We start from the raw sequence: 18,908 nt of genomic DNA, 5'->3' as shown, positions 1-18,908 counted from the left end.
GGGTAAGGTAATTACTCCGGGGAACGATCGAGCATAGTAAGGGCGAGTTTCACCGCCTTTTCCAGCCGGGCACGGCTCACGCCATCCCGAGCCTGAACGGACAAACCATGCAGGAACGCCGCAAAATAATCGCCAAGGCTCTCTGCATCGGTGTTGGCGGGGAGTTCTCCGGCCTGTACCGCATCCTGCAACCTGGCGATAATACCTTGAGTGCGCTGTTGGCGGTGTTCCATCAACCAGCGCATGACGCCCTGATTATCTTCACTGACGCTGGTCGCAGAAGAGACCACCATGCACCCTTGAGGAAGTTCACCGTGGCTGTAGAGGGCAACAGCGTCGTTCAACATCTGTTTGATGGCTTCACGCACGCTAGCCTGTTCTTCGAAAGCACGCTCGGCAAAGCCACCTTCGTGTGCTTCGTAGTGTGTTATCGCTTCACGAAACAGTAATTCTTTCGAGCCGAAGGCCTTGTAGATCCGGGCCGAGGCAATGCCCAGTTCGGCCACCAGGTCGGACATTGAGGTGCCTTCAAATCCCTGTCGCCAAAATAAGTCCCGTGCTTGCAATAGGGCCTGTTCACGATCGAACTCTCTGGGTCTACCTGCCATCGTCATCTTCTCCGGTGATTTTGCTGCGGAGTACAGGATCGCTTAAATAGCGGATAACGCCAACGAATTTCAAAATCCGCTTGCCGATGATTCGATTTAAGTCTATTGTTTGTCAATCGACAAACAATAGGAAAGACAATGAAAACGATTAAAGGCCCCAGCCTGCACCTTGCTCAATTTAGTGATGCAGCTCCACCGTTCAATAGCCTGCCAGCGATTGCCGCCTGGGCAAAAGAGACGGGTTTTAAAGCTTTGCAGATCCCTGCGTGGGATAGCCGTTTGTTTGATGTGAAAACCGCGGCGGAAAGCCAAAGTTATTGCGATGACATCACCGGCATGCTAGCGCAGCACGGCCTGGTGATCAGCGAGTTAACCACGCATATTTTCGGCCAACTGATGGCGGTGCATCCAGCCTATGATGCGTTATGCGACAGTTTTGTGCCGGAGGGACTACGTGGCGATCCGCAAGGGCGAACGCTTTGGGCCAAAGAAAACCTGCTGTTGGCGGCAAAAGCGTCCACACGCCTAGGCCTGACTGAAATGGGTACCTTCTCCGGTTCGCTGGCTTGGCCCTACCTGTTTCCATTTCCGCAACGGCCAGCAGGGCTGATTGAAACGGCCTTCGATGAGCTGGCCAAACGGTGGTTACCCGTGCTCGATGCCTGTGATGAGCAGGGCATCAACCTGTGTTATGAGATCCACCCCAGCGAAGATCTGCATGATGGCATTACCTTTGAAATGTTCCATCAGCGCGTTGCGGCTCATCCACGCTGCCAAATGCTGTTCGATCCCAGCCATTTCGTGCTGCAACAGCTCAACTATCTGGAATTTATCGATATCTATAAAGATCACATCCGTATGTTTCACGTCAAGGACGCAGAGTTTAATCCGAGTGGTCGGCAGGGGATTTACGGCGGCTATCAGTCCTGGGCGGATCGTGCAGGGCGGTTCCGTTCATTAGGGGATGGGCAAGTGGACTTTAAAGGCATCTTCTCCAAATTGACGCAGTACGATTATGCCGGTTGGGCCACGCTTGAATGGGAATGCTGCCTGAAGCATCCACAAACCGGAGCCGAAGAAGGCGCCGCGTTTATCCGCAACCATATTATTCCGGTCACGGATAAAGTGTTCGATGACTTTGCCGGTGCGCCGGTCAACCAACAACAAATCAAAGCCTTGCTGGGCATTCGCTAACCTCTGGAGCACCTTATGACTATGCTGACTCACGGGCCATTATCCAATGGGCTCGAGGCCGAACACGTCTATATTAAAATCAACGGCCAGCGTATTCACTGCGCCATCGCCGGTAGTGGGCAACCGGTGCTGCTGATCCCTGGCTGGCCACAAACCTGGTACACCTGGCGTTACGTCATGCAGGCGCTAGCCAATGCGGGCTTTCAGGCTATTGCTGTAGATCCTCCTGGTATAGGGGATTCGGACAAACCCCTCGGCGGTTATGACACCGGCAGCGTTGCCGAAAAACTCCATCAGGTCATGGCGCAACTGGGGCATCAGCGCTATGCGGTGATCGGCCATGATATTGGCATGTGGTTGGGCTATGCGTTGGCCAGCGATTACCCTCAGGCGGTGAGCAGGCTGGTGCTGACCGAAGCGGTGATCCCCGGTTTGGCAGAGGCACCGCCGATCTTTGTTCCCGCCGAGGACAACATCTTCCTGTGGCATTTTATGTTTAACCAGTTAACCGACCTGCCCGAAGCCCTGACCACCGGCCGAGAGGCTGAGTATCTGGGATACATTTTCAACCGCTGGTCTTACCGGCGCGATCGCGTCGCCGCGGAAACCTACATCGCGGCTTACTCGGTGCCTGGCAACTTGCGGGCCGGTTTTGATTATTACCGGGCCATTCCTGAGACCATTCGACAAAACCAGTTGCGGGCTAAAACGCCCCTAATGATGCCGGTGATGACGATTGGCGCAGAACATGCGACCCGCGATGCTCCATTCCTTACCTTGCAGGGCAAGGCTCATCAACTCCAAGGGGAAGTGGTGCCTGGCTGTGGGCATTTCATTACCGAGGAGTGCCACGAGGAATTTATCACCCTGATCCTGCCTTTTTTACAGGAGGGGAAAGCCCATGCCGCTGGATAAGCAGATCGCGCTATTTTTGCAGCAACAGGACGATGCGCCCGCGCCATCCTCACTGGAGGAGTTACGTGCGCAGACGGCCGTTGGGTTACAGCGCTTGCAGGGGGCACCCCAGCCCGTCAAAAAAATAATGGCGTTCCACATCTCGGTTGGCGGCGGGCAAACTATTAGCGTGCGCGGTTATATTCCCCTAAATGCACCGGATGATATGCCGCTTCCGGCGATGGTGTTCGCTCACGGTGGCGGATGGTGTCTGGGCTCGCTTGACGTTTACGATGGGCCTTGCCGCGCGTTGGCCAATGCCACTGGGCGAGTGATCCTGTCTGTCGACTATCGCCTGGCTCCGGAATATCCTTTCCCGACGCCGTTGCATGACATTTATCAGGTGCTATGTTGGGCCTCGGAACAAGCAGCGCAAATCGGCATCGATCCCCAGCGGATTGCGCTTGGCGGGGATAGTGCGGGTGGGAACCTCGCGGCAGCGGCAGCTCTGATGGCCAGAGATCGGCCAGGGCCAGCCGTAGAACATCAATACCTGCTTTACCCTGCATTGGATAGCGGGATGGCGATGCCAAGCTTTGACGCATATGGTGAAGGTTACTACCTGACGCAGGAGATCATGGGGTGGTGCTGGGCAAACTACCTTGGGCCTGATACCGACCCTCAGGAGCCTTATGCTTCTCCTTGGCATGCGTCAACGCTGGCAGACTTACCACCAGCGACGATCCTGGTATGCGAATACGATCCGCTGCGGGATGAAGGTGAACGCTATGCACAGCGATTGCAAGAAGCTGGCGTTAACGTGAATTGCCAGCGTTTGCCTGGGATGGTGCACGCTTGCATGCATATGACTGGTTTGACCCCGGCGGCCCAGGTTCTGTTTACTGCGTTGGAGGCATTGCCTTAATTTGTTGCCCGCCAAGGAAGGCGGGTCAGTAGACCTGTTTGTGTTGTTTTGCACTATCCTTGTTACGTAAGACTCACCTTGTCCGATCAAACAGTTAAGGAAGATGCAATGTCCGCCGAAGGTAGTAACAAGAGCAGCCTGACACTGATGGCAGGTGGTGCATTGGGCGTGGTATTTGGCGATATTGGTACCAGCCCGCTGTATACTCTGAAAACCGTGCTGTTCCTGTCTGGGGATGCACCAACACCAGCGGTGATCCTCGGGTTGCTGTCGCTGATTTTCTGGACCTTGGTGATCGTCACCTCGGTAAAATACGCCACTTTTGCCATGCGTATCGATAACAACGGTGAAGGCGGTATCCTGGCGCTGATGTCGTTGCTGGTCAGCAAAAAGAGCACTCGGCCGGTGGTGGTATTTGCCGGGCTGTTTGGCGCGGCACTCATCTACGGCGATGGGGCCATTACCCCGGCGATTTCGGTGCTTTCCGCGCTGGAAGGGTTGAACATCGTCTTGCCTCAGTCGAAGCCTTATATCCTGCCCGCAACCGTGGTGATCCTGGTGAGTCTGTTTGCTATTCAGGCGCTGGGCACGGCCCGCATCGGTAAAGTATTCGGGCCGATTATGGCGCTATGGTTCGCGGTGATTGCTGCGCTGGGGATTTGGGGCATTATCCAATATCCGGCGGTGTTGATGGCGATCAACCCGGTGTATGGCTTTGAGTTTCTGTTCTCCAACGGGATGGTCAGCTTTCTGGTGCTCGGCGGGGTATTCCTCTGCGTGACCGGTGCGGAAGCGCTATATGCCGATATGGGGCACTTTGGTAAAAAGCCTATCTGGCTGGCCTGGTTTGGTATCGTGTTCCCCAGCCTGCTACTGAACTATGCGGGGCAGGCGGCTTTGATCTTGTCCGGTGCAGATGTGACACAAAACATCTTCTTCCGCCTGTGCCCACCCGTACTGCAGATCCCGCTGGTGATTTTGGCCACGCTAGCCACCATTATTGCCAGCCAGGCCATTATCAGTGGTGCGTTTTCCATGACGCGTCAGGCCATCCAACTGGGGTGGTTACCGCGTTTACGGGTTAAACAAACCACCGAAGAGAGCTACGGGCAGATCTACATTGGCGCGATCAACTGGTTATTGATGGCGGTAACGGTGTTCCTGGCGGTATTTTTCAAATCCTCCGATAATCTGGCGGCGGCTTACGGGATCGCCGTTTCCCTGACCATGATCATGACTACGGGGTTGTTGTTTGTCGCCATGCGCGAAGTGTGGCAATGGAGCCTGGCAACCAGCCTGATACTGGCAGGAGGCTTCTTCGTCGTCGATCTCAGTTTCCTGGTTGCCAACATGAGCAAGGTGTTGGAAGGCGGCTATATGCCGCTGTTACTGGCTGCTGCGGTGTATGCCGTGATGCTGATTTGGCACCGTGGCGTGGTGTCTGCTTCGCAAACCCTGGACGAGAAAGTGGTGCCGGTGGCCACCTTTATGAAGGAGATTGAACAAAAGGCTATTCCACGGGTACCGGGCACGGCTATCTTCCTGACGCGCTCCCAGGGAGGCACGCCGCCGGTAATGAAATGGCACGTCAAACGCAATGGTTCGCTGCATACCGACTTGCTGGCATTGAGTATCGAAGTGCAAAACGTACCGCGAGTGGCCAACGAAGAACGGTTAACCATGACCGAACTGGCACCCGACTTCTGGCGTGGCGTCGCTCATTATGGTTTTATGGAGCGGCCAAACATTCCTCAGCTGTTACGTCATCTGGAAGCGCAGCAATGCGGCTTTAATCTTAACGACGTAACCTACTATCTGGGGCATGAAACCATTGTCAAACGTGAAGGCCGTGGCGCGATGCCGGCGTGGCAGCGTAGTCTCTTTGCACTGATGGTGCGTAACGGCATGCATGTGACCGATTATTATTATCTACCCAGCGATCAGGTGGTCGAAATCAGCCGTCGCGTACCGGTTTAAACCCACCCTAAAAGATAAAAGGATCCAGGGAAGTGCAAGGTGTGCCAGAACAGTTTCCGTTTGAGAAAGATCGCGCCCAGTTCCGGCATTTGCCGCAGTTGCCGGGCGTGGAGCTTTATCAGGCCCATATCGATCGCTATGCGTTTGAGCCGCACGCCCATGATGCGTTTGGCATCGGCACGGTGGCAACCGGGGCGGAGCGCTTTCGCTACCGTGGGGCACAATATTTAGCCGCTCCGGGTGCCTTGGTGCTGATGAATCCGGACGAGCTGCATACCGGCGAAGCGGAAACGGCAGGCGGTTGGAACTATCGGATGATCTATCTGGAGACAGCGGCGCTGGAGCGGATTTCCGGTGAGAAGGGATGTTGGTTCAACGACGTGATCCACCATGATGTGGCGGCGGCCAAGCGGCTTTCGCAAACGCTGGCGGCGCTATGGCAAACCCGGGACACGCTGGCGCTCGATAGCTTGCTGCTGTCCGTCGTGGATATTTTCCGCCCTCACGTGCGTATTGCTCAGCCGCAGCAGAATGAAGCCGCTCATCGCATGGCGATAGTGAAGGAGTATCTGCGGGATAACTTTGCCTCCCCAATAACGTTGAGCGATCTGGCGGCGCTGGTCTCGCTCAGCCCGTATCATTTCCAGCGTAAATTCAAAGCGCAATTCCATGTCACCCCACATCAGATGCTGATGGCGATCCGGCTCGAAAAGGCCAAGCAGATGCTCGGGCGGGGAATGCCAGCGGCCCAGGTGGCCGTAGCTGTGGGGTTAAGCGATCAGGCACATCTTACCAAAGCGCTGGTTAATCGTTACGGTGTCACGCCTGCGCGCTACCAAAAGCAGGTGATGCGCTAAGGTGCCCACTTGGAAAACGAAATATCAACACGTTGCCAACGGTATTTCCCCCTATATTGTGCGGCTCATCTCCGGGAGGGAACCATGAAGTTGTCAAATATTTCCGCCATGTAATCCACAAAAACGCGTACCTTTGGCGTCATTTGGCGGGTACTGGGCCAGAGCATGTGAAAAGTGGTCGTTACGGGAGCCATAAAGCTGTCCAGCACCGCCTTCAGTTCCCCTGTGGCGAGCTCATCTTTCACCGAATAATCCGGCAAGCAGGCGATACCGCGTCCCTCTTTGACCATATACAACAGAACTTCGAGGCTGCTGCAGACGAGCGTCAAGGGAGCGGCCTGCAAGTGACTTCTTGCCTCCTCGTGATGAAACGGCCACTGTGCCATTTTCCCTGAACTGGGGAAGCGATAGTGAAGGCAGGCATGCCCGGACAGTTCATCCGGACTGGATGGCGTGCCGTTACGTTCGAAGTACTCAGCAGAACCGATAATACAGAGCCTGAATGAACCCAGACGACGTGATATCAACCTGGAATCGCTCAGTTCTCCCCCTCGTATCACAACGTCCATCCCGTCCTCAATGACGTCAGATAATCTGTCGGAAAAATCGAGGTCCAGCTCAATCTGCGGATAACGCTCCATAAATTGCGCAATCATCGGCAACATCAACCCTCCGGCTAACGGTAGCCCAACCCGGAGCCTTCCGCGAGGCTGCCCGGTCATGGCTGACAGCTCATCTTCTGCGGCCTGAATTTCGCTGAAAATTCGATGGCACCGCTCCAGGAAAACCTCGCCCTCAGAAGTCAGACGCACCGAGCGCGTACTTCTCTGGAAAAGGCGTACGCCCAGGCGCTCTTCCAGCCTCGATATGCTCTTGCTGACCGCGGATGATGAGATACCTTTCACCCGCCCGGTGGCGACGAAGCTTCTCGTCTGTGCCACGTGCATGAACACCTCCAGCCCGGTCATTTTTTCCATCATTTGTTTCTGTCCGATCATTACTGACAAATATGTCACTTGTGTTATGCCACTCAGCCCCATCAATGGCAAGCGGATATCCGCTTATGATTACCGCCATAACGCGACCTAACGGACGGCTTACTCAGACCGCCCCAAACAGACACAGGAGAAACATCATGAGCAGCAAAATTCGCGTAGGGATCATTGGCACAGGCGGTTGGGCAAGATACGGTCACATCCCGGCCCTGCAGTCGCTGGAAGATTTTGAGATTACGGCGCTGGCCGGGCGTAATAAAAAGACGGTTGAGAAGTATGCCGCTCAGCTCGGCATAGGTCAGGCCTATGGTGGCCCGGAAGAACTGCTGGCTAATCCTGATATAGATCTGGTTGTGGTGCTGGCACCGACGCCTGAACATGGCCGCCTGGCAAAAGCAGTCATTGAGGCAGGAAAGGATGTCTACAGCGAATGGCCTCTTTCCACCACCACAGCTGAATCAGAAGAGATCCTGGCGCTGGCGCGTGAGAAGGGGGTTAAACATATTGTCGGCCTTCAGCGTCGCTTTTCTCCCAGCTCGCGTTTCTGGCACGACCTGATAAAACAAAACTGCGTCGGTAAAATCCGTGCGGTACGTATGTCCGTAGGTGTCGATGCTTTTGGTGAAGTCATGCCGGAGTTTGCAAAATGGGCGCTGGATGCAGCCAACTTCACCGAGGTACTGTCGATATATGGCGGCCATTTCCACGATATGTTATTCCACGGTGTGGGTTTCCCGCAAAAACTGACGGCAATTACGAAAAACCAGTTTCCTGTCACCACGATTGGCGAAACCGGTGAGAAAGTACCTTATACCAGCCCGAATGAAGTAATGGTTATCGGCACGCTCACCGACGGCGGGCTGTTCTCGGTTCAGCTTGAGGGTGGTCAGAAACATCGTACCGGCCTGCAGATTGATATCACCGGCACTGAAGGCGTGCTGCGTATTACTAATGCGCGTGGTTTTGAGAATAGAAATGATAATGCGGTAGCGATAATGCGCAATGGCGTTGAGACATTTGAACATCTGACTGTCCCGGCAGAATATGCGTTTTTACCCGTTTCTCATCTTGATGCCAGTTCACAGGATGTGGCCTATCTCTACGCGGCCTATGCCCGGGACAAAGCAAGAGGCTCCAGTGAAGCGACCACTTTTGACGATGCTTTGCGTCAGCATCGTTTAATCGATCAGATTACTGAATCTTCTGAGCGTTTCTTCAACTAAGATTATGTTTCAATCGCCTGCCCACAATGGAGACATTATGGGTGGGCAAGCTTGGCCAGAGCCGAAGCATATTTAGCGCTGCCATCAATCTAAAAACAGCAACCTGGTACAATATTCTGCCCCCATGTCCCTCTATCCTGATGCCACTTGAGAATGGCTGTTGATGATGGAGTCACTATGTTTGTCGGTGTAATGTTTGCCCTGATTGCCGGGTTGATGTGGGGCCTGATATTTATTGGCCCGGTATTGGTGCCAGACTATCCAGCCGCGTTGCAGTCCACCGGGCGCTATCTGGCTTTTGGGCTTGTCGTGCTGCCGTTGGCCTGGTTGGATCGTCGCCGACTGCGTCAGTTGCTGGCAAAAGATTGGCTAGAGGCGTTAAAACTGACTGCGATCGGCAATCTACTGTATTACCTGTGCCTGGCCAGCGCGATCCAACGTACCGGAGCGCCGGTATCAACCATGATTATCGGCACGTTACCGGTGGTGATATCGGTCGCTGCCAATCTGTTTTATGGCCATCACGACGGCCGTCTCTCCTGGCGAAAATTGACTCCGGCCTTGCTGGTGATTGCCCTCGGGCTGGTGCTGGTCAACATTGCGGAACTGCAGGGCAATAGCGAGCCTATTGATGTTTGGCGTTATACCAGCGGCTTGGGATTGGCACTGTTAGCGGTGGCGTGTTGGACCTGGTTCCCTCTGCGTAACGCGCGTTGGTTACGCGATAACCCGGACAAACGGTCCACGACCTGGGCCACAGCACAGGGGATTGTGACCTTACCTTTGGCGTTGGTGGGCTATTTGCTGGTTTGCGGGCAATTGGCGCTGACACAGCCGCAGTTCGCGCTGCCGTTCGGCCCCCGGCCGCAGGTGTTTATCCCGTTGATGATCGCTATTGGCGTTTTGTGTTCCTGGCTAGGTACGTTGTGTTGGAACGAGGCGAGCCAGCGTTTACCGACGGTGCTGCTTGGGCCGCTGATCGTGTTTGAGATCCTGGCTGGATTGGCCTATACCTTTATGCTGCGCCATAGCTGGCCACCACTGCTGACGCTATGCGGTATCGCCTGTTTGATGATTGGGGTGATTTACGCCATGCGTATTAAATTGGAGCCGATGGTAATGGCGTTGGAAGAGACACGCTAACAAGGCGGGTTAATGGGCGCAGCATGCAGCGCCCCTACGAAGTGAATTGGGGGAGTGTCTGCTATCTCAAGTGCAACAATGCAGTTTGGCAAAAAATAGCTCCGAACTTGCAGAGGCCGCACATGTTTGACCGTAGGGGCGCTGCATGCTGCGCCCTTGGCCCAGTGCAAATTCAACTTTGCCATCAATCTGAGGCTACGGGTTTCCCCCGTAGCCGTTATCAATTAACGTTTACTGTGGTGGATAATCTCTTCGGCCACATTGCGCGGAGCCTCTGCGTAGTGGCTGAACTCCATGGTGTAGGTGGCACGGCCTTGCGACATGGAGCGCAGGGTGGTGGAATAACCGAACATCTCAGACAGCGGCACCTTGGCATGGATCTCTTTGCCTCCGCCACCGGGGATATCCTCCATCCCTTGCACCATACCGCGTCGTGACGACAGATCGCCCATCACGTTACCCGCGTAATCCTCCGGAGTTTCCACCTCTACCGCCATGATCGGCTCGAGGATCACCGGGCTGGCCAGGCGACAGGCCTCCTTAAACCCAAAGATCGCCGCCATACGGAATGCCTGCTCGGAGGAATCCACATCGTGGTAGGAACCGAAGGTCAGATGCACTTTGACATCGACCATCTGATAACCCGCCAGCACGCCATTATTCAGCGCCTCCAGAATGCCTTTTTTCACCGCGGGAATATATTCACCGGGGATCACGCCGCCTTTGATCTCATCAAAGAACTCAAAGCCTTTACCAGGTTCATTGGGTTCCACCGTCAACACCACGTGGCCATATTGGCCTTTACCGCCGGACTGACGTACAAATTTGCCTTCTACGTCGGTCACTTTCTGGCGGATGGTTTCGCGGTAAGAGACCTGCGGTTTGCCGGTGTTGGTTTCAACGCCAAACTCGCGCCGCATCCGGTCGACTATGATCTCCAGGTGCAATTCACCCATGCCATAGATAATGGTCTGGCCGGAGTCTTCATCGGTGCGTACACGCAGTGAAGGATCTTCCGAAGTCAGGCGTTGCAGCGCAATCCCCATTTTCTCCTGGTCGGCCTTGGTTTTTGGCTCGATGGCCTGTGCGATAACCGGCTCCGGAAACACCATGCGTTCCAACGTGATAATGGCATTGGGATCGCATAGCGTATCGCCGGTGGTCACATCCTTCAGGCCCACGCAGGCGGCAATATCCCCGGCGTGCAACTCATCGACTTCTTTACGGTCGTTGGCGTGCATCTGCACGATACGGCCAATACGCTCTTTTTTGCCTTTTACCGGGTTATAGACACTATCGCCTTTGGCCACGATGCCGGAATAGACGCGCACGAAGGTCAACTGGCCAACGAATGGGTCGGTCATCAGCTTGAATGCCAGCGCCGAGAATTTTTCATTATCATCGGCCTTGCGGGTGATAATGTTATCGCGTTCGTCATGGCCTTCCATCGGCGGTACATCCAGCGGAGAGGGCATAAGTTCGATCACCGCGTCCAGCATGCGCTGGATACCCTTGTTGCGGAATGCCGAACCGCACAGCATTGGCTGGATCTCACCGGCAACGGTACGGGCGCGCAACCCCTGAACGATCTCCTCATTGGTTAATTCGACCTGATTGAGGTATTTGTCCATCAGCGCTTCGGAGCCTTCCGCCGCAGCTTCAATCATCTTGTCGCGCCACTCTTGGGCATGCTCGAGCATTTCTGCGGGGATCGCCTCGAAGCGGTAGGTCATACCCTGAGTCGCCTCATCCCAGAAGATGGCCTGCATGCGGATCAAATCCACCACGCCAGCAAAATGGTCTTCTGCACCGATGGGGATCACCACCGGCACCGGATTGGCTTTCAGGCGCTCGATCATCATATTGCGCACGCGGAAAAAATCCGCGCCGGTGCGGTCCATTTTGTTGACGAAGGCCAAACGTGGCACTTTGTACTTATTAGCCTGACGCCACACGGTTTCAGATTGCGGTTGCACGCCGCCGACTGAGTCGTACACCATCACGGCACCGTCCAGCACGCGCATCGAACGTTCCACCTCAATGGTGAAATCGACGTGCCCGGGGGTGTCGATGATATTGATCCGGTGCTGAGGATAATTATGCTCCATGCCGTTCCAGAAGCAGGTGGTAGCGGCGGAGGTAATGGTGATCCCACGCTCCTGTTCCTGCGCCATCCAGTCCATGGTAGCGGCGCCGTCGTGGACTTCGCCCAGCTTGTGACTGACCCCGGTGTAAAACAGAATCCGCTCGGTCGTCGTGGTTTTGCCGGCATCAATGTGCGCCGAGATGCCGATATTGCGGTAGCGTTCGATGGGGGTAGTGCGTGCCATAATCAACCTTTCTTAGCCTTGTGGCGTACGGCTTTATCAGTTTACGTAAATGATATCCCTCAATGGGCTATCAGCTAGGCCGTGATCAACAACGTTCTATGGCCTTAGGGTAATCGTAGTTGATAGTATTAAGTTTATTAACCTATGACTGTGATAGGTCGTTTAAAAATCAAACATTACAGGTCACAAGGTTGTTCTGCGGCTGGCATTTGCTAGGGTGTGAAAGGGGGCAAACTGAACGGTCACACAAGAAATTTCCAGCAGGCCATATAAATAACGCTCAGGTTGCCTAAAAAATAAGCTTATTTGCTTATTGCTATAAATTTTTCAGTAGAGGAATTGATGTTTATGTGAAGTTGAGCGAGACATCCCACAAACTTCATGGTTAAATTCCGAATTCGCTCAAATAGCACATTATTTTATTGCAGAGCGAATTTTATTTACTCATGGATTAAGAGAGCAACATGAAAAAAACATATTTATCAGTACTTCTGGCTGGCGCAATGGCGTTGTCTTTCGGCGTTCAGGCTGCGGGTGAAAGCACCATTTCTTTAGGTTACGCTCAGAGCCACGTGAAGGTTGATGGCAACAACCTGAATGAGAACCCAAAGGGTTTTAACCTCAAGTATCGCTATGAAATCGATAACAATTTAGGCTTTATCACTTCATTCACCTACACCACACAGTCGTATGATTTCTATTATGGCAGTAACAAAGTGGGCGATGGTGATTTAAAATATTACTCACTGACTGCAGGCCCAGCCTATCGCTTTAATGACTATATCAGCGCCTATGGTTTAATCGGTTTTGGCCACGGCAAGGCGTCATCCAATGTCTCTATGCGGGGTTACTCTGCTAACACAGACGAAAGCAAGAGCAGCGTCGCTTACGGTGCTGGCTTACAGTTTAACGTAACCCCTAATATTGCTCTTGATGCTCACTACGAGTATTCAAAGCTGGGTGACTTTAAAGTCGGTACCTGGACCGTTGGTGCTGGCTATCGTTTCTGATAGAAATATCCTAAAGGGTTTTGAGGGAGCAGTTCTACGCCATTACACTCGGTAAAAATGGCTCGTCCTACTCGAAACATCGGAGCCGCCGCTACTCGCGTCGGTTCCGGCTTTACCCTCCTTCACATGCGTTCTTTTCAATGAACCTTTTCTGCCGTTTGGTATACGATTCTCTCTATACCCCTTCCATGATCTGTTGGCAGGCGGTTTACTATATCAAGGTTAAAATCCAGAGTTACCGTTTGCTGAAAGGACTCGTCATGTCTGCGTTTCGTGTTCTGTTTTTGCTGGCCGTTGCGGTCCAACTGCCAGCCTATGCCAAGCCTTTGGTCAAACCATCCGGCACTGCACCAGGTACCATTCAATGGCAACCTTGCAACAGCACCGCCTTTCAGCACTGGTTCAGCGATGGGCCGCCTCCGGCCGGGTTACAATGTGGCTATGTCGAAGCGCCACTGAGTGACCGGAATGCAGCACAAACCGTTCGGCTGGCTCTCACGCGGTTACCTGCGGTAGGCCCAAAAAAAGGCAGTGTGGTAATCATCGCGGATGGACCTGGCTCGCCAGGGATCAATCCAAAAATTGCCGAGCAGGGTCCTGCCTGGCGGTTGCAAAAATCTTACGACATCATTGGCTATGATCCGCGTGGTGTGGGGCAATCGACACCCAAAATTTCCTGTCAACCAACAGCCAGTGAGGAAACACCGTCACCCGATGAAAACGATATTCCCGGTGCAGAGCAACAGGCACGGGATAGGGTGGCGGCCTGTATCAAGCAGACCGGAACCGACGTGGTGCAACATATGGGCACCCACGAAGCCGTGAACGATCTTGATATCCTTCGCCGGGCGCTGGGTGAACCCGCGTTGACCGCCGTGGCGTATTCTTACGGTACCAAGGTCGCGGAGTTGTATGCTGAGCGTTTCCCTAAGAAAATCCGCGCGTTGGTACTTGATGGCGTAGTGAACCTGAAAGAAGATGATTTTAACCAACGCATCAATCAGGAGCGGGGTTTTCAGCAAAGCTTCCTGCGTTTTGCCGATGATTGCGAGAAAAACGGCTCATGCCCTTTAACCAGCGAACCTAACTGGGCGATCCAGCGGTACCACAGGATGCTGCGCAAATTGCACGATGCTCCTTTCGTTACTCCTTCGGGTTATGAAATCTCTGCCGATGACGTGATCACACTGACGCGTAACCTGTTGCCCTGGCGGGAACGTTGGCCCCAGCTGGCCACGGCCTTGCGTAAAATTGATGAGGGCAAAGCCGATGATGCGGTGACCGATCTTATCGACGAAAGCTATACCCCAGACGCTGATGATGCGCGAATGGTGATCACCTGTGCAGATATGGCGAAGCCTGATGCCGACCAGCAACTGTTACGCCGGCAGCGCCAACAAATCAATACCGCAGCCTCATTTCCCAATTACTTACCGTTGCATGAGTATCCACTCGATACCTGTGATTTCTGGCCATACCCTGGCCATGTGGAACCGCATGCTCCAGTGCTTTCTACCGCTCTCCCGTCGTTGTTGTTCATTACCCAGCGCTATGACCCCGTTACGCCATATCGTAACGCCCGTGAAATGGCTTCGAGTTTTAAAAGCCCGCTGATTACCCGCGAAGGGGATGGCCATACGCTGGCGTTGACGGGCGTAGACAGCTGTGTGGATGATGCAGTAGTCGATTATCTGTTGAGTCCAAAAAAGCCACGACGGGATAAAAGCTGCCGTTGAGCGGGGTTCTTTAAGTAATGATATGTGCCTTCACCAGGCTGACAGAAAAACTACTCAGTAGCGTTCTAAAACTACGTTCTGGGCGGGGGATACTAGGTTATGTCAGTAGGGGCAGGACTGCGATTTTTACTAAGAGTATTCTGCCCCGTGATGAAGTACAGGATCAAGCGGAATGTCTGGTGGGGATACAGATTTTTCCGTTAATAATGTGCGCATCCTGGCGGATCCACTCATTAACCTTGTAGACACTGGTTCGGTGCAGTTGTGCGAAGGTTTTAATATCTCCGTCATGTTTTCTATATATAAACTCTCTGACGCTGGTCAATGTACAGTTCTCCATGAAGTATGGCTTCCTAGGGAAGGGTATGTGGCTATCCATTATTAGGTTGGTACTGTTATAGGATAGAGCGTAACATAAAGTTTTAAATACAGGAATTAAACTTTGCTGTTATATACAATATTTTATCGATCTGTTTTTTTTAATTAGATACTCTTAGGTGATGGATAAATACACACTCAGGGTTAGCATAAAAAATAAAATTAAAATTTATTTAAAATCATGTAGTTAGAATTGTTTATTGTAATCTAACACCATGAGCTTAGAGGGTTGCATACTGAAATTGATTAATAATTTATATGGGTTTATCGATAAAAAATATTTTCCTCACCTGCTTAATTGCAATAAATAATGCACAACAGCAAAATCAAGAATAATCTTAATATATTTAGGTGGGGTTATTCTTGGATAACAATGAGCTTTCCGAGTTTATTCCTAGTTAAAAACAGGTGGAGGGGAGGCCTAACGATTTATCTAAATTTTCCATCAAGATATCGTTGATGATCAGCCCCATCGTGATTTGTTAACACCCCCATGAGTCTGGATAAAAGACTATGGATGGCGCGACCAGCAGATGACCGAACTCAATTTGGTTCATACGCAAGTCGCGCCATAGTTGGGTTAAATCAACCCAAGTTTGCCATTAATCTCCGCGATCTCGCGCCGCCATTGCTGCTGCAACTGCGGCTTTTGATGCTTGGGTTTACGCGTTATATCCTCCTCAAGCTTGTGCTCCAGAGCAACCAGAGTCGCCAGCAGGTGATCTTCATTGGTTGATATCGCAGGTTCAGCGAGCGGAGCTCGTTCAGGGGATATCACCAGCTCAGAATGACCGCCACCACCCAGGATGGTGTAGACGGGTAAAAGATCGTGCCATTCTGTCAGTTGACGATCGTCTATCAGCCAGTAGCGATTACAGCTTTGCTCCATCAGCGTCCGATCGTGGGTAACCAGCAGCACGGCTCCCGCAAACTGTTGCAATGTTGCGGCCAGCTCTTCTTTACCTTCCATATCCAGATGGTTGGTCGGTTCGTCTAGCAGCAACAGTGAGTAGTTGGCCAGAGTAAGCGCAACAAACAGTAACCGCGAACGTTCGCCGCCACTCAGCGTAGACACTTTTTGTTGATGGCGCAGGTAGGGGAAACCGGCACCGATCAGCGCCATTTTCCGTTGGTCTTCGGTCAGGGGCGCGAAATGGCTCAGAGCATCGCTTAACGAGTCCTCATCGTAGAGCTGTTGCAGACTTTGGTCGTAATAACCAATACGCACGCGAGGGTGAAAAACCGCTCCTTGGCAGCTTGCTTGCTGGTATTGCTGCCAAAGGAAGTGCAGCAATGAAGACTTACCACAGCCGTTACGGCCTACTAGCGCGATGCGATCGCCACTTTTTACCTGGAGATGATCCAGACTGAACAGCACCGGCGCCGTAGGAGCAGGGCGAATGGCTAATTGCTCCAAAGCCAGCAGTCGATCGGCAGGCAGCGCTTCACCACTGAGCCGGAGCCGCCACTGGTTGCCAGCGCTCAAGGTGGTTTGCTGGTCCTTTAATCGAACCACCTGTTTCTCCATCTGCTTGGCTTTACGCGAGAGGTCTTCGTTGTCATATACGTGACCCCAGACAGCCAGGCGTTTGGCACTTTTCTCTACGCGGTCAATTTCCTTTTGTTCAGCCTGATGGCGGTGCTCATCGGCCAAGTCTTGCTCTTGGAGTGCGATGCGCGCCTGCGAACAGGGTAAACGGAAATACTGCAGCGTTTTATCACGCAGGATCCAGGTACAGTTGGTTACGCTGTCCAGTAACCGGCCGTCGTGGGAAACTAGCACGAAGCTACCGTTCCAGCCATTGAGGAATTGCTCCAGCCACAGCAGCGTCGGCAGATCCAGATGGTTGCTGGGTTCATCCAGCAGCAGCAAGTCAGGTTGGCGGATCAGCGCCCGGGCTAACAACAACCGAGTATGCTGGCCACCGCTCAGGGTGCCGGCCGTCAGATCCCATGCCGCTCGGTCGAATCCCAGTTCGGCGAGTAACACTTCACCTTGCCAACGTTCAGGCTGGTGTTGGCCATCTGCCAGGCCTGTGAGCACTGCTTCCAACAGGGTACAGTGATACAAGGCTTCGGGCAGGTGTTGTTCCACCCGAGCCATCAGGCATTGGTGTGATGGGGTGACGGTGCCCGTGCTGGCAGGCAGATCGCCGCTGAGAATTTTAAGCAGGGTGCTTTTGCCACAGCCGTTATGGCCAATTAAACCGATGCGGTCGCCCTTTTTCAGGCTAAAGGAAACCTCAGCCAGCAGCGGGCCGAAAGCGGTATCAATACCAATAGATTGTGCAGAAAGTAATGTCGTCATGGTGCTTACTCAAGGTTACAGGCATGCAAATGCCTATCGTCAAAAAACTGCCGACGATAACCCGGTAAGCCGGAGGGAAGAACTTTGATGTGTGTAAACTTCGCTCAAGCTTAGGTTATCGGAGCACGATACCGGTAATGCTTGAGCAGCGACGATCGCCAAGGTGATGTGAAAGTATAAACAATTCACAAGACAGCATTGGGGACCTCCTTTTCATAGTTTTTGGTTGATAGGTGAACGGATTATAAAGGGGATTTGCGGTTTCTGCTACTGGCCTACCTGTTAGTGTGAGACGACTAACAGATCTCCACCGGCTCAGTAGGTAGGGGCGCTGCATGCTGCGCCCGCTTGGTGAAACAATGGGTTGGGTTACGTTTTGGGCCGATCACTCATCTTCTGCGTAGATTTCTGGGTCCTGAATATGTTCCAGCACGTCCCCAGGCTGGCAATCAAGATAGCGGCAGATAGCATCCAGCGTAGCAAAACGTATCCCTTTCACCTTGCCTTGCTTTAACAGCGAGAGGTTCTGTTCGGTGATGCCGGCGGCGGCGGCCAGGTCTTTGGATTTGACTTTGCGTGTGGCTAACAACACGTCTAGCCGGACGATGATCGACATAATGGGTTAACCTCACACGAACTGTTGATTTTCACAATGCAACTTGCTGGCCTGTTTCAGGATTTGTGCAATGACGGCAATACAGGCCGCGAGAAACAGGGCAACAATATTCCCTGTATCGATACCTAATGTCACCATCCGTTGGCCAACAGGCTCATGCATGGTTATCCAATAGCTGAGAACAGGTTGGCACACTAACTCTAAAATCGTCCAAATGGCGACGTATTGACCCATTTTACCCAAATGGTGCGCCGCAGTGCCTGAAAAGTAGGCACGTTGAGCATAGGTTTGGAACAACTTGCGTAAATGATACAACCCAAGCGCCAGTGCTAGCAGTGGCACGCTCGATAAGATAATACCACCGGCAATTTGCCACCAGGGGAAGCGGTATAAATCAACACCCAGCGCGCTGATTAAATCGTTTGAGATGGAAACATGAAATCCGTAGCCATCGTTGGCGGCGAGGCTTGGGAATAACCAATAGGAAGCATTAAACAGCAACATGGCGAGTAACAGGCACAATGTGATGGTGGCCATACGTTGGCTGAAGCGGGTAAGGCGTTCTAATGTCATAAAAACCTCAAGTCGTTGAGTGGAAGTCGCAGTGACCTTAATCCTTTTATTATCGTAAAACAATAAAAAATTATCGAAATGCGATCACATAATGATTTTTATGTTCAGAAAACGACCATGCAGCGGTTTCTTTTTGAGCAG

General features: G+C 52.8%; 15 protein-coding genes. 9 read left to right on the top strand and 6 right to left on the bottom strand.

All coding sequences use genetic code 11. The features are described 5' to 3' along the window. Positions 1-11 precede the first annotated feature (11 nt). On the bottom strand, positions 12-608 hold the full coding sequence (locus ACMV5I_RS00830) for a TetR/AcrR family transcriptional regulator (RefSeq protein ID WP_261444744.1): 597 nt from the start codon (positions 606-608) through the stop codon (positions 12-14). A 138-nt stretch (positions 609-746) separates the two neighbouring features. Here ACMV5I_RS00830 and ACMV5I_RS00825 point away from each other — a divergent pair, with 138 nt between their 5' ends. The 5 genes from ACMV5I_RS00825 (at position 747) to ACMV5I_RS00805 (ending at position 6,455) form a co-directional block, all read left to right on the top strand. Then, complete coding sequence (locus ACMV5I_RS00825) at positions 747-1,802, top strand: sugar phosphate isomerase/epimerase family protein (RefSeq protein WP_202727260.1); 1,056 nt, start codon at positions 747-749, stop codon at positions 1,800-1,802. A gap of 15 nt (positions 1,803-1,817) precedes the next feature. Beyond that, the gene (locus ACMV5I_RS00820; protein ID WP_414823443.1) at positions 1,818-2,717 is read left to right on the top strand and encodes an alpha/beta fold hydrolase; all 900 of its coding nucleotides are present in this window, start codon (positions 1,818-1,820) and stop codon (positions 2,715-2,717) included. Further along, positions 2,704-3,621 (top strand): alpha/beta hydrolase, encoded by a 918-nt coding sequence (locus ACMV5I_RS00815; protein WP_414823442.1) that lies wholly within the window; start codon positions 2,704-2,706, stop codon positions 3,619-3,621. The genes ACMV5I_RS00820 and ACMV5I_RS00815 overlap by 14 nt, the downstream gene beginning before the upstream one ends. A 108-nt stretch (positions 3,622-3,729) precedes the next feature. Then, positions 3,730-5,598 (top strand): potassium transporter Kup, encoded by a 1,869-nt coding sequence (locus ACMV5I_RS00810; protein WP_121606792.1) that lies wholly within the window; start codon positions 3,730-3,732, stop codon positions 5,596-5,598. Between the two features lie 32 nt (positions 5,599-5,630). After that, a complete protein-coding gene (locus ACMV5I_RS00805; protein ID WP_414823441.1) occupies positions 5,631-6,455 on the top strand; it encodes an AraC family ligand binding domain-containing protein in 825 nt (274 codons plus the stop codon). Positions 6,456-6,520: 65 nt separating this feature from the next. Here the strand turns inward: ACMV5I_RS00805 and ACMV5I_RS00800 are convergent, their stop codons facing one another. Beyond that, a complete protein-coding gene (locus ACMV5I_RS00800) occupies positions 6,521-7,432 on the bottom strand; it encodes a LysR substrate-binding domain-containing protein (protein ID WP_414823702.1) in 912 nt (303 codons plus the stop codon). 158 nt (positions 7,433-7,590) lie between these two features. On the opposite strand from ACMV5I_RS00800, the gene ACMV5I_RS00795 reads away from it, so the two are divergent. Both ACMV5I_RS00795 and ACMV5I_RS00790 read left to right on the top strand, forming a co-directional pair. Beyond that, entirely contained in the window at positions 7,591-8,673 is a 1,083-nt protein-coding gene (locus tag ACMV5I_RS00795; RefSeq protein WP_414823440.1) for a Gfo/Idh/MocA family protein, read from the top strand. Between the two features lie 177 nt (positions 8,674-8,850). Further along, positions 8,851-9,816 carry a DMT family transporter gene (locus ACMV5I_RS00790; protein ID WP_414823439.1) on the top strand — a complete coding sequence of 322 codons (966 nt, stop codon included), beginning with the start codon at positions 8,851-8,853 and terminating at the stop codon, positions 9,814-9,816. A 224-nt stretch (positions 9,817-10,040) separates the two neighbouring features. On the opposite strand, the gene fusA is transcribed toward ACMV5I_RS00790, so the two are convergent. Further along, positions 10,041-12,146, bottom strand: coding sequence for an elongation factor G (gene fusA / locus ACMV5I_RS00785; RefSeq protein ID WP_121606795.1), 2,106 nt, complete (start codon positions 12,144-12,146; stop codon positions 10,041-10,043). 464 nt (positions 12,147-12,610) lie between these two features. Here fusA and ACMV5I_RS00780 point away from each other — a divergent pair, with 464 nt between their 5' ends. Together ACMV5I_RS00780 and ACMV5I_RS00775 are read left to right on the top strand one after the other, a co-directional pair. Then, the gene (locus ACMV5I_RS00780) at positions 12,611-13,156 is read left to right on the top strand and encodes an Ail/Lom family outer membrane beta-barrel protein (RefSeq protein WP_414823438.1); all 546 of its coding nucleotides are present in this window, start codon (positions 12,611-12,613) and stop codon (positions 13,154-13,156) included. A gap of 260 nt (positions 13,157-13,416) precedes the next feature. Next, positions 13,417-14,892, top strand: a complete 1,476-nt coding sequence (locus tag ACMV5I_RS00775) for an alpha/beta hydrolase (RefSeq protein ID WP_414823437.1) — start codon at positions 13,417-13,419, stop codon at positions 14,890-14,892. Between the two features lie 958 nt (positions 14,893-15,850). On the opposite strand, the gene ACMV5I_RS00770 is transcribed toward ACMV5I_RS00775, so the two are convergent. The 3 genes from ACMV5I_RS00770 to ACMV5I_RS00760 all read right to left on the bottom strand — a co-directional run bounded on the left by ACMV5I_RS00770 (position 15,851) and on the right by ACMV5I_RS00760 (position 18,767). Then, on the bottom strand, positions 15,851-17,578 hold the full coding sequence (locus tag ACMV5I_RS00770; protein WP_414823436.1) for an ABC-F family ATP-binding cassette domain-containing protein: 1,728 nt from the start codon (positions 17,576-17,578) through the stop codon (positions 15,851-15,853). Positions 17,579-17,963: 385 nt separating this feature from the next. Further along, a complete protein-coding gene (locus ACMV5I_RS00765) occupies positions 17,964-18,194 on the bottom strand; it encodes a helix-turn-helix domain-containing protein (protein ID WP_021804454.1) in 231 nt (76 codons plus the stop codon). A 12-nt stretch (positions 18,195-18,206) separates the two neighbouring features. Next, complete coding sequence (locus ACMV5I_RS00760; RefSeq protein WP_202810239.1) at positions 18,207-18,767, bottom strand: DUF2975 domain-containing protein; 561 nt, start codon at positions 18,765-18,767, stop codon at positions 18,207-18,209. Positions 18,768-18,908 lie beyond the last annotated feature (141 nt).

This window comes from Serratia sp. T13T92, from assembly GCF_047530105.1.
GTDB lineage: Bacteria > Pseudomonadota > Gammaproteobacteria > Enterobacterales > Enterobacteriaceae > Chania > Chania fonticola.
The sequence above is the reverse complement of the archived record's forward strand: the minus strand, read 5'-3'. Positions and strand labels throughout refer to the sequence as shown.